Annotated in this window: 11 protein-coding genes; 2 read left to right on the top strand and 9 right to left on the bottom strand. The window is 55.7% G+C overall.

The features are described 5' to 3' along the window. The 9 genes from ACEW8G_RS07785 to ACEW8G_RS07745 form a co-directional block, all read right to left on the bottom strand. A partial coding sequence (locus ACEW8G_RS07785) for an acyl-CoA synthetase (protein WP_373487863.1) occupies nucleotides 1-1,080 on the bottom strand: 1,080 nt, incomplete at its 3' end. 320 nt (nucleotides 1,081-1,400) lie between these two features. Continuing rightward, nucleotides 1,401-2,915, bottom strand: coding sequence for an amidase (locus ACEW8G_RS07780; protein WP_373487862.1), 1,515 nt, complete (start codon nucleotides 2,913-2,915; stop codon nucleotides 1,401-1,403). A 40-nt stretch (nucleotides 2,916-2,955) separates the two neighbouring features. Beyond that, nucleotides 2,956-3,288, bottom strand: coding sequence for a putative quinol monooxygenase (locus ACEW8G_RS07775; protein ID WP_373487861.1), 333 nt, complete (start codon nucleotides 3,286-3,288; stop codon nucleotides 2,956-2,958). Further along, nucleotides 3,288-3,992 (bottom strand): ABC transporter ATP-binding protein, encoded by a 705-nt coding sequence (locus tag ACEW8G_RS07770; RefSeq protein WP_373487860.1) that lies wholly within the window; start codon nucleotides 3,990-3,992, stop codon nucleotides 3,288-3,290. Before ACEW8G_RS07770 ends, ACEW8G_RS07775 begins: the two co-directional genes overlap by 1 nt. Continuing rightward, nucleotides 3,992-4,723, bottom strand: coding sequence for an ATP-binding cassette domain-containing protein (locus ACEW8G_RS07765; RefSeq protein WP_373487859.1), 732 nt, complete (start codon nucleotides 4,721-4,723; stop codon nucleotides 3,992-3,994). Before ACEW8G_RS07765 ends, ACEW8G_RS07770 begins: the two co-directional genes overlap by 1 nt. After that, nucleotides 4,723-5,781 carry a branched-chain amino acid ABC transporter permease gene (locus ACEW8G_RS07760; protein ID WP_373487858.1) on the bottom strand — a complete coding sequence of 353 codons (1,059 nt, stop codon included), beginning with the start codon at nucleotides 5,779-5,781 and terminating at the stop codon, nucleotides 4,723-4,725. Before ACEW8G_RS07760 ends, ACEW8G_RS07765 begins: the two co-directional genes overlap by 1 nt. A gap of 2 nt (nucleotides 5,782-5,783) precedes the next feature. Next, nucleotides 5,784-6,632: a branched-chain amino acid ABC transporter permease gene (locus ACEW8G_RS07755; RefSeq protein WP_373487857.1), complete on the bottom strand. Its 849-nt coding sequence runs from the start codon at nucleotides 6,630-6,632 to the stop codon at nucleotides 5,784-5,786. A 101-nt stretch (nucleotides 6,633-6,733) separates the two neighbouring features. Beyond that, nucleotides 6,734-7,975 carry an ABC transporter substrate-binding protein gene (locus ACEW8G_RS07750; RefSeq protein ID WP_373487856.1) on the bottom strand — a complete coding sequence of 414 codons (1,242 nt, stop codon included), beginning with the start codon at nucleotides 7,973-7,975 and terminating at the stop codon, nucleotides 6,734-6,736. 40 nt (nucleotides 7,976-8,015) lie between these two features. Further along, nucleotides 8,016-9,437, bottom strand: coding sequence for an amidase (locus ACEW8G_RS07745; RefSeq protein ID WP_373487855.1), 1,422 nt, complete (start codon nucleotides 9,435-9,437; stop codon nucleotides 8,016-8,018). A gap of 337 nt (nucleotides 9,438-9,774) precedes the next feature. On the opposite strand from ACEW8G_RS07745, the gene ACEW8G_RS07740 reads away from it, so the two are divergent. Together ACEW8G_RS07740 and ACEW8G_RS07735 are read left to right on the top strand one after the other, a co-directional pair. After that, entirely contained in the window at nucleotides 9,775-10,704 is a 930-nt protein-coding gene (locus tag ACEW8G_RS07740; protein ID WP_373487854.1) for a helix-turn-helix domain-containing protein, read from the top strand. A 170-nt stretch (nucleotides 10,705-10,874) separates the two neighbouring features. After that, complete coding sequence (locus ACEW8G_RS07735) at nucleotides 10,875-11,891, top strand: alpha/beta fold hydrolase (RefSeq protein ID WP_373487853.1); 1,017 nt, start codon at nucleotides 10,875-10,877, stop codon at nucleotides 11,889-11,891. The last annotated feature ends 210 nt before the right edge of the window (nucleotides 11,892-12,101 follow it).

Here is a 12,101-nt window from a genome sequence, read left to right as displayed (position 1 = left end):
CGAGCCAAATTTCGGCGGCAGGCCGGGAAAGTTTCCGACGATATTGATGGTTTCCGTCTGACCGTAGCCGTCGGCGATCACACAGCCCGTGTGTTTTTGCCAATACCGGATCACCTCGGGATTCAGGGGCTCGCCGGCACCAAGACAGCGACGAAGGCTCACGAGGTCGTATTGCGCCAGATCAAGCTGCGCAAAAAGCCGGTAAATCGTTGGCGGAGCGCAGAATGTCGTGACCTCTTGCCGTCCGATCAGGTCTAGGTGCTTATCCGCGTCAAAGCCTTTGCTGTCGAACAAAACAATGCTGGCACCTACGAGCATCGGCGGAAACAACATTCCCCAAGCGGCCTTTGCCCAACCAGTATCTGTCAGGGTCCAGTGCACGTCACATTCCTTAAGATCCATCCAGAAAAGCGCCGTGGCCGCATGCGCCAGCCCATACCCAAAGTCGCGCGGAACCATTTTCGGCAGGGCGGTGGTGCCTGATGTAAAATAGACCATCATCGTATCATCGGAGCGGAACGGCCCGACCACCGCTGCGTCGATCACTGGGCTTTCAGCATCGCACGCTGACTGGAACGAGATCCAGCCAGGCTGTTCTTTGCCAATCACGACCAGATGTTCCAGTGAGGGACACTCGGCCCGGATCTTTTCAACTTTCTCCAGATGCTCGGCGGCTACGATAGCCATCCTCGCCCCGGCCTGATTAATCCGATATGCGATATCCCTTGCCGTCAGCAAATTCGTTCCCGGCATCGAGATGATACCCGCCTTCATGCATCCGAAAAGGACCGAATACCACTCTGGGCAGCGACCCAACACCACACAGGCTGCATCGCCCTTCTGCATCCCGAGGCGGCGCAGCGCATTGGCGAACCGGCCCGACGCATCGGAAATGTCCGAATAGCGCACGGTGCGCGCCACGTCGCCATTGGCGTCCAGCGCGATAAGCGCGGTCTTGTCTGCGGTGGCGGCGCGCACATCCAGAACATCGAAGGCGAAGTTAAAATATTCTGGAATTTCCAGTTGAAAATCGCGGGTTGCATTTGTGTAATCTCGATCAAGCGAATTCAGGTCGATCATCGGTTGGCCCCTCCCCGAGCCATCTTCATTTCAGCGTATTTTATTTCCCATCCGTTTTTGCGGATTGTAAATTCTGTTGCCGATGATGACATTGCTCAGCTTGTCGGTCGCCCCCATCGCCTAGGTGCCCACATACCGCAGACACCATGAAGATCTATCGTGCCCGTCATCACAAGGTATTATCGCAGCAGTGAAATCGGGATGCACATTCACGAGATTCGCCTTCAAAGCAGGGGACCCGCCGCACCCACCCATAGGTTGGACGACGCAAGCGTCAATCACAGGTCGCACGGGGCGGCCGGCCGCCCCGTGTAGTATTCTTACATGTTTTTCCAGTCGCCCAGATCCTCGAACGCCGAGGCCGCTTGGTAGATCGTGGATTCGCCGTAGTCCTTGGCGATCAGCATCATACTGACCGGCAGACCGTCGGACATGCCGCACGGTATGGCCATTGCCGGGTGGCCGGTCACGTTAAACGGCGAGGTATTGGGCAGCATCTCGAAGGCGCGGGCCAAAATGTCACCTCTGGGTCCGCCTGCTTCGGGTAGCTTAGTTGCCTTCATCGGCAGAGTCGGCATCAGCAGAAGGTCGTAGTCTGCCAAGACGGCGTCGTAAGCGGCCTTCAGTCCGCGCGCGAGGTTCTGCGCCTTGGCATAATAATGCCCACGGTGATGGCGGATGGCATATTCACCGACCATCATCGACACTTTCAGCGTGTCCGATAGCTCGTCCGCGCGTTGGCGCCACCCGGCGACATAATCCAGTAGAGAAGTTGTATAGAGCCCTTTCCAGTTCATCCCCATGCCATTGCCGTTCATCATCTGGAACTGGAGCCCCTCAAGCGCGATCGGCGTCCAGATCGTCGCGCCAAGCGCATGCATCTTTATAGACACTTCATCCACCGTCGCACCAAGACCCGCCAGTTTTTCAGCGGCGGCGCGAACCTTTTCGTCAACATCAGGTTCCGACACGTCCAACCCGAAACCTTCGCGGACGATCGCGACTTTTAAACCCTTTGCACCCTTGCCTAGGGCTTCAGTGTATTTCGACACCCGAACATCATACTGACGCGGGTCCAGCCCGTCCGCACCCGCCAGCACCTCCAGCATTAAGGCGTTGTCGGCCACGTTCGCGGTCATCGGACCGGTGTGGTCGATGGTGCTTTCGATGGGCATCACGCCGGTGTAGGGTACCAGTCCATGCGTTCCCTTCATACCGTAAATACCTGAGTACGCTGCGGGAATGCGGACCGACCCACCCTGATCTCCCCCCATAGCCATATCTACCTCTCCAGCGGCGACAAGCGCAGCACTGCCCGATGACGACCCTCCTGCCGAATAACCTGGCCTGATCGGGTTTCGCACCGGCCCGGGCTGTGATGTATGGCTTCCTCCAGAAAGGCAGAAGAATTCACATACCGCTTTGCCCTTGATTGTCGCGCCGGCATCCAGCAGGCGTGTGACAACCGTCGCGTCCAGATTGGGTACATACCCTTCTAGAATGTTGGAGCCATTGCGCATCGGCACCCCGGCCAAGCAAATGTTGTCCTTCAGCACGACGGACTTGCCTTTCAACGGGCCGCTGGCAGCGCCCTTGACCTCGGCTTTCCAAGCCCAGGCGTTAAATTCATTTTCTTCGGGGCCGGGGTGATAGCCGGTGGTACGCGGATAGGTGACTTTCGGCAGGTTATCGGGCAGCGCGTCGATGATGTCATATGGCATCATGGTCGCATTGACCCCGGCATGAAAAAACGCCAGATCGTCATCAGACAGCGACATGCCCATGCTTTCTGCAAGATCGAGCAGCTGTTCGGGAGTGGGACGGGTGACTGACATAGGCTTTCTCCTTGTTGGGTTGAGATGGTTGAATTTAGTCTCATACCTTCGTTTTTTCAGCTATCTGTGTGCTGAGGGTAATAGTTATCGGTGTTGACAGGAGCGGCCCCGCCACATCGAGAAATTGCGCCACCGCGACAGAAGCATTGTGTCTGTCCAGCGCCGCCTGGTTACGAAAATGCTCAATTGTCGTGAATAACGTGTCGGCACCTTCGGTATCGCAGCGCAATACGATGTATTCCACGGTCTCTGGTTCATTCGCGGATACATGCCCGACGACGTCGATCAAGGCGGCCGCAACTTGCTCCGAGCTTTCGGGCGGACATTCGATGAAAGCAGTCTGAACCAGCATTGATTTTTCACCCTTTTCCATCATGCCATGCCGACAAATTCGCTGATCACAGCGGGGTCATGCAGATGTTCAGGCGCAATCGTCTTCGTAATTTCGCCGCGTTGCATGATCAGAACCCGATCTGACAGCGCCTGAATGAAATCAAGATTCTGCTCCACCAGAATGATTGATATGCTGGTGCGCTTACGCAGCGCCAGCAGCAAATCCAGAATTTCATCAATGATGGAAGGCTGAATGCCCTCTGTCGGTTCGTCAAGAAGCATCACCCGGGGCTTGCCGCAAAGGCAGCGGGCGATTGCCAGCAATTGCTGCTCTCCACCGCTGAGCGCGCCGCCATTCCGATCCAGAAGAGGCACGAGGCGCGGAAAGTCTTTCAACACTTCGTTGACAATATTGCGGTTTCTATCAGCACCTGACAACGCGCCCATCAATAGATTTTCCCGCACGGTCAGCGCCGGGAATATTTCGCGCCCCTGAGGCACATAACCGATCCGCTGTTTCTTTACCCGGCGGTGGGAACCCTCGCCGGTGATATCGTTGCCATCCATTATGATCGACCCTGACATAGGGCGAATGTGGCCTATCAGCGTTTGCATGAGCGTGCTCTTGCCCATCCCGTTATGGCCGAGGATCCCGACATATTCGTTATCCGCGATACTCAGGTTCAAACCGTGCAGAATCGGGATCGCCCCGTATCCGGCGACAAGCTCTTTCGCCTCCAGCATCACACAACCTCCGTTCGGCCAAGATAAACGTTGCGAACTTCAGGATCCTTCAAAACAACATCGACATGCGCCTCCCGAAGGATGGCACCGCGGTGAAACACCGTTACGATGTCGGCGATGCGCTTGATGAACTGCATATCATGCTCGACCACCACAATCGTGGTGGTGCGGTTTAGCTCCTTAAGCAGGTCCGCCGTGCGAACCCGTTCATCCTGGCTCATGCCCGCCGACGGCTCGTCAAGCAGGATCAGCCGGGGCTCACGCGCCATGACCATCCCGATCTCGACCCACTGGCGCTGGCCATGTGCCAGTTCTCCGACCAGACGATGCGCTAAAGAGCCCAGTTGCAGCCGGTCGATAACTTTGTCCACCTGATGCTCTGCGCCGGCCTTGTCATGCGCGAATTGGGCCGCCAACCAAAGGTTTTCACGCACCAGCAGCCCGTCGAACACGTCGGGTTTCTGGTTCTTGATACCTACCCCTAAGCGCGCGATCTTGTGGCTTGGCAAGCCAGTCACATCTTGACCGGCAAACAGGATCTTGCCACTTGTCGGTATGATCTGGCCAGTCAAAAGCTTGAAAAACGTACTCTTCCCAGCGCCGTTAGGGCCGATCACGCATCGCAGTTCTCCCTCTTTCAGGGCAAAATCGACCTTGTCGGTCGCTTGGACGCCGCCAAAGCTTTTGACTAGCTGATGTGTCTCGATGATCGTTTCGGATCGCGTGCTCATCACTTGTGATCCCTTTTCTTAGCGGCGTCGTTCGACTTTACGCCCAGCACACGCACCAGAAGATTGCCAACGGTCGGCACTAGCCCTTCCTTGAAAAGCAGAACGAAGATGATCAGGATCATGCCCAGAATCAGTGTCACCTGACCAACGCCCTGCATGCCGAGCCATGTGGTAAGGTACTGAATCAAACCCACCCCGACGATTGGCCCGATAAGGGTAGCCTTGCCGCCGACGATGACCCATATGATAACCTCCGCTGCGCGGCCCAGCCCAAACATCTCCGGCGCGACAAAATTGCCCCAGATCGCGAACAGCGTGCCCGACAGCCCGGCCAAACCACCCGAAAGCACGAAGGCGACCAGCTTGTAACGGCGAGAGTTGTAGCCCAGAAGTTCGATGCGCTTTTCGTTTTCCCGAACGCCGACCATGATCCGCCCGAAAGGTGTGGTGAGCAACAGGCGTAGCCCGACATAGACCAGAATGAGGATTGCCCCGCTGAGATAATAGACATGGTCGATGAACAGCGTGACGGTCGGGTTCCAGGGCACCTGTAGCGGCGGCACCCCCGGAATTCCGTTCTGGCCGTTCAGCCGCACATCCCCCACGACAAATTGCGAACCCGATGTTGCGCGCATCGCCTTGTTGAGGATCAGCGTGAGAACCAGTGTCATGACCGAGAAATAGATGTCGCTCAGCCGTCCGTAGATCATGAAAAACCCCAGAAGTACCGCGAATGCCATCGGCAGCAGAATTCCCAGCAAAAAGGGCAAGGTCGTGGTGCCCCAGTTCATCGCGGCCACGGCATAGACGTAGCCGCCCATGCCGAAGAATACGGTTTGACCGAAACTGAGCATGCCGATATAGCCCCAGAGGAAGCTCATGCTCAGCGCCAGCAAGGCCAGCACGAAGATAACCGAAAGGTCCATAAGCCCCGCCAGCCCCAGTTGATGTGGCAGATAGACCAGCGTTGCCGCCAGCAGCGCGACAAAAACCCACCACACGATGCTCGGCCGTTCCGAGGCCGGCCGACGGAAATCGCGAAAGAGGTAGCCCAGCATTATCAGATTCCCTTGCGCATGTGACCGGTGATGCCTTCAGGCAAGAGCCGAAGCATCCCGATCGCCACGAGCAGCACACAGATCTCGCCAAGTACCGGCGAGTAAAGGTAGGAAATCACACCGTCGATGCCACCATAGAGGCCAGAAGCCGAAATCGTGCCAATCAGCGGCCAAGGCCCGCCCGAAATCACGGCGATAAATGCCTTGGAGATATAAAGCGCCCCCATTGTGGGCGAAGCGCCGAACAACGGCACCAGCAGCGCACCGGCCAGTCCCGTCAGTGCCGAGCCGAAGCCAAAGGTGAACATGTAGATCAGCGAAGTGTTTGTGCCCAGTGCCCGCGACATTTCAGGGTTTTGCATGGTGCCACGCACGATCAAGCCCAGATTGGTGTATCGCCAGATCGCGTAGGTGCCCGCCAGCATGACGACCGCGCCCGCGATAATGATTGCGCTATAGCCCGGCACGGCAAGCCCGCCGACCGAAATGCGCCCGACATCAACCGAGACCGAATGGGACTGCGGGCCCGCGATCGTGGTGATGATGCCAATCATAAACAGGCTGATGCCCCAAGTCGCGAGAAGCGTGTCCAGCACCCGGCCGTAGAGAAATTGAATTACCGTACGCTCGACGACAACGCCGAACGCCCCGACGGCAAGCCCGGCCAGCGGCACCGTGATCCACAGCGGCAGGCCCATATTGCTGAACAGCACGCAGAAATAGGCGCCCAGCATCAGAAATTCGCCCTGCGCTAGGTTTATCACCTTCATCATCCCGAAAATAAGCGCAAGGCCGAGACTAATTAGCACCAGAATGCTAAACGAGAATGCCACCTGGTAGATATAGATCATCAAACTATCCACATGATTCTCCTCGGAAAGATCAGTTGATTTCGAAGCTCCTGACAAAGTCCGGGGGCAGACGACAGGCGGTAGTCGGCCCCCGGAATTGATCAGTCGAGTTGCACCTCGTACTGTGTGGTGTCGTTGGGGTTTTCGTTAAGGTTGCACACCAACTGTGTATCCACAGGCTGCCGCTGTTCGAACGTCTTGATCGCATCGAATTCCTGTTTGTCATTCTGAACGGCGACGTGAATGTTCATGATGGTGTGGTTGGTTTGCCCGTCGATTGTATAAAGTCCGCCAGCCCCTTCCACACTCGTTCCGCCCAGCGCCTCGATCACGGCGTCCGGTTCGGCGTTACCTGCGCGGCGCACCGCCTCCGCCCAGAGCGCAATACCGCGATATCCGCTTTCACCGTACTCGCCGATATAGTCGGTCTCACCAGTGTATTCATGAAAGCGGCGGACGAAATCATTGGCAGCGGGTGTGTCCAGTCCGTCGTAGAAGGATGTCGCCAAGATGATCCCCTCGCCTTCCTCTGGGCTTAGCTCGACCTGCTCGCGGCCGATGCTGTAAGTGGTACCGGCCAGCATCATCTGATCGGTGCCGATGGTCGAATGAAACTGCCGGTAAAAGCTCATATGCGCCGCACCCACCAGGGCCGACCAGACGACATCAGGCTTGGCATCCTGGATACGCGCGATCACCGAGGAGAAGTTCGAGACGTCCAGAGGTATGAATTCCACAGCCAGATCCTCACCGCCCAGATCGCGGATGTATTTCTGCAGCCAGCGCGAGGTGATGTGGCCATAATTGTAATCGGCCGCCAAGATATACCCTTTCTTGCCGCCCCGTTCGTTGACGACATAGGGGCAAAGCGCATCAAGCTGCTGGCCCGGCACCATGCCCGTTGAAACATGGCGGCGGTCGCAGACACCGCCTTCGTATAGAGAGTTATAGAAATACAGGCTTTCAAAGCGTTGCACGATCGGGCGTATCACTTCCCGAGAGGAACTGGTGACGCCGCCGTGGATCGTGTCGACCTCATCGCGAAGCAACGCCTGAGTGGCATATTGCGAATAAAGTTGGTTGCTTGACTGCGCGTCGTAAAAGATGAGCTCAAGCGGGCGCCCAACAAGGCCACCGGCAGCGTTGATCTCGTCGACCGCCATCGCAACGGCTTTCATCTGCTTGAGGGAGTAGATGTTAAGACCACCGGTCTGATCAAGAATATTGCCGATCTTGATGGGCGCTTCACTGGCGATCCCGGCAGACGAAAGAGTGCCCTGCAGACTGGCGAAAGCCAAGCCACCGCTGGCAAGTTTCGTGAACTGGCGACGTGAGAGTTTCATAGTGTGTCTCCTTTTTTCCCTGTTGGTTGAAATTTATTTGCTATGCCCCGTTCGAAAAGGCGAGTTCCTTCGGGATCCTCCGATGCCAATCTGACATCGTTTGATAAGCATGCCCAACTCGAACGAGCGTGTCTTCGCGCAAATGCGGGGCCACTAATTGCATACTCAGTGGCAGGCCACGGGCGTCAAAGCCGTTGGGCAAGGTTATCGTCGGAGAGCCGGAGAAGTTGAAGGGTGCGGTATAGCGCAATATTCCATTCAAAACAGAAGGATCCTCGCCGTATTCTCCCATCTTCTCAAGCGTCGGTATCGGCACGGGCATGGTTGGGATCAGCATGCAGTCAATATCACCAAACATGGTCGCTAGCGCCCCGCAGAATGCGCGCCGCAGACGCGTGCCACGTGCTACGTCGATACCCGAGGTGCTGCGCCCTTCGTCGATCAACTGCGCCAGCTCCGATCCATATTCATTGGCTCGACGAGGATAGGTTTCTTCATGAGCCACGGCGGTCTCTACCGAACACATCATAATCCATTTTGCCACCAGTTCCTCGAAATCGGGAAATGTGACATCGACGATGCGTGCACCGAGATCTTTGAAGATGCCAATCGCGCCCTCCAACGCCTCCACTACTTCCCCATCCGCGGTAGAAAAGGCGTAACTGCGGTCGATACCAATCTTCATACCACGGACACTACGACCAACCTCAGCCATGTAATCCTGCACCGGGCAATCGATCGAGGTCGGGTCGTTGGCGTCCCACCCGGCGATCGCCTGCAGTATCGCGGCGCAGTCTTGTGCCGAACGGGCCATCGGGCCGACATGGTCCAAAGTATCGGCCAGCGGAAAAACACCGTGCCGGCTGACGCGACCCCACGTCGGCTTGATACCCGTCAAGCCGCAAGTAGCTGAAGGAAAGCGGATTGATCCGCCGGTATCCGTGCCGAGCGCACCGTAGCTCATTCCTGCTGCAGTTGCCACGGCTGACCCAGTCGAGGACGAGCCGACCCAAAGATTATGGCCCCATGGGTTCGTCGGAGCCGGAATCTCGGGATGATGGCTGGTATAAGCCCCCTCGGTCATCGATAGCTTTCCGAGGATGACCGCACCAACACCGAGCATACGCGACACCACAGTCGACTGATATTCTGGCGTGAAGTCCGAATAAATTTTCGTGCCCCAGGTGGTCGGCGCGAAAGTTGTGAAGCACAGGTCCTTCACAGCAAGCGGAACACCATGAAGCGGGCCCTTGCAGATGCCGTTGGAAATTTCGACATCCGCCAGCGCGGCCGAATTCAACGCGTGTTCGGAGCACACATGCACGTAACTTGTGTAGGTGTCGTCGATCTCATCAATCCGCCGAAGCATTGCCTCCGTGACCTCAGTCGCGGAAACGGCACGCGTACGAATTAGATCGGCAACTTCTACTAAACCCCTATAGTTCAAGTCGTTGTCCCGCATGATGCTCTTCCTGGATCCAGCCCACTTGTGGTCGTTTCGGTTAAGCTTATCCGCAGATTGCAGGTCAGGCTTGCACAGCGCGGACAATCCATTTGCACCACAGCGCCATCTCCGAATTCGTCGAACGACACCAAGACCAGCTCCCGCGGCAAGTCCCGGTCCCCACGAACACCACTCTGCCGCCAATCTGAGCTGATGCAAGGACGGACACCGTCCGAGGGGCGATATCTCCAAACCCTTTGTTGACAAAAGTGTGACGATGGATGTCTGATCGTCTGACCGTTCTTGCAGCCTAACGACGTCGTCATTTCTAACACGCAAAGATATGGAGTACACAGTGAGACTGCACTATACGACAGCCGGTCTAGAGCGTGGGGATAAATACGATTTTTGGCACAACGTCGTTTGCAAGCAATTTGTTATGGCGGACAGCATCAAGAGGTGCCACGGCGATTTTGACGCCGAGCTGTCCTGTAACATGTTCGGCCGCACTCAGGTAAGTCGACTAGAAGCGCCATCCCACACGTGGAAACGCGACCGAAAACATATTCGAGTGGACGACGAAGATGTCTACCTGCTTGGAGTGTTGCGCGACGGCAAGGGAACTCTTGAACAAAATGGAAAGGTTGCGATCCAAAGTAAGGGTAGCGTTGCGCTTTACGATACCGGCCAGCCGTTCACCTATGACCTCTCCGCTTCCATCGACATTATTACCCTGCCGCGAACGGTGCTTGATTCCCGTGCTCCCGATGCTCGGCAGCTTCTCGCGGAAAATCTCAGATGTGATCCCAGCCTAACGGGAATGCTCTGCTCGATGATCGATTCTCTATTGGAGGTCAATATCGAGACGCATCAATTTCCTATCGTACAAGAGCGTTTGGCGAATTCACTCCTCGATATCGTTCTGGCAATTTTAGATATCAATAGTGCATCGCTTTCAAAAAACGCAAACCCGGCGTTGGAAAAGATGCTTCGCTACGTACGTGCCAACCTTTGTGATCCAGATCTGTCTCCGACAGAAATCGCGAAGTTCGGCTCTGTATCGAGCCGAACAATGAATAGGCTCTTCGCCAAGCTTGGGACCACTCCGATGCGCTGGGTCATGCAGGAACGCGTCCGCCTAGGAGAGCGTTATCTGCGAGAAAAATACGCTAATACAGTGACAGAGGCCGCTTTCATGGTTGGTTTTAACGAAATCAGCCACTTCAGCAGAAGCTTCAAGCAGCTTTTAGGATATTCGCCAGAACAAATCCTCAAGAAAAACTGAACCGCACAGATGGTGTGTGAGACAAGCTTAGCGTTGCTTCAGCCTTTGAAATTCCACATTGAGCCTCGTCAATCAGCAGCCGGTTTTAGTCTTGGAACATATTGCTCACTTAAATACACTTTTGGTCGGACGCCAAAAGCGATCCGGCGCTAACTTTAGGAGTTGAGCCAATGACGTCCGATTTCCAGATTTTCGAGATTGAATCCTTTAAGCTTCAACGAGGTCTCTCACTGCCCCGCGCAAAACTGGTTTATAAGACCTACGGGCGGCTGGCGGAAGATAAGTCGAATGTTATTCTCTATCCGACTTCATACGGAGCGCAACACTATGACACTGAGTGGCTGATAGGTCCGGGCCGGATCCTCGATCCCAACGAATGGTTTATCGTCATACCGAACATGTTTGGTAACGGCCTTTCATCCTCTCCATCCAACCTCGAAGCGCCGTTCGGACGAGATCGCCACCCAGAGTTCACTCATTGGGACAATATCCATGCGCAACAGCGCATGCTGAACGAGGTATTCGGGATCGAACGGTTAGCAATGATCTATGGCTGGTCCATGGGGGCGCAGCAGGCCTTGCACTGGGGGGCGATCTTTCCAGAACAGGTGGACCGCATTTGTGCCATTTGTGGATCGGCACGGACATCGATCCACAATCGGGTTTTCCTTGAAGGCGTTCGTGCGACCTTGACCGGCGATCCCAACTGGCAGGGAGAGTACTTTACAGACCACCCCAGACGCGGCCTGCGCGCGATGGGACGTGTTTACGCAGGCTGGGCCATGTCCCAAGCGTTTTATCGCGAGAAGCTGTACGAACAGATCGGGTTCTCATCTCTCGAGGATTTTCTTGTCCGTTCTTGGGAAGCTAACTTTTTGCGACGCGATGCAAATGACCTGCTGGCAAGCCTGTCGACATGGTTGGCCTCAGATATTTCTGACAACCCGATCTACAACGGAGATTTGAAGAAAGCCCTTGGGTCAATTTCAGCAAGGGCAATCATCATGCCTTCTCGGACTGATTTGTATTTCACTCCAGAAGACAGTGAGTTGGAAACGGCTATGATGCCAAACGCCGAGTTCCGCCCGATAGAATCTATTTGGGGTCATCGGGCGGGCAACCCTGCGATGTATTCTCCTGACGAACAGTTTCTTCGCAACGCCGTAGCTGATCTTTTGGATCGATAAAATTCCGTTGCATAGCTGATGAATGGGTGGCACCAGACCAATATGAACCAGTCTCTGCAAGAACGTAAGTGTTCCATCCCGGATGATCACATTTCTCCTCGGCGATCGGCCCTCTTTATGGCAAGATCGGTTCTGAGGGACGTTCGGGACGGGGCACGACCATGCTGATCCATCTTCACAAGCAAGCGACGACGACGCCGAAGGTTCGGG

This window comes from Blastomonas sp., assembly GCF_041747255.1.
Lineage (GTDB): Bacteria > Pseudomonadota > Alphaproteobacteria > Sphingomonadales > Sphingomonadaceae > Blastomonas.
Note: the sequence above shows the minus strand (reverse complement) of the source record. Positions and strands in the feature narration are given on the sequence as shown.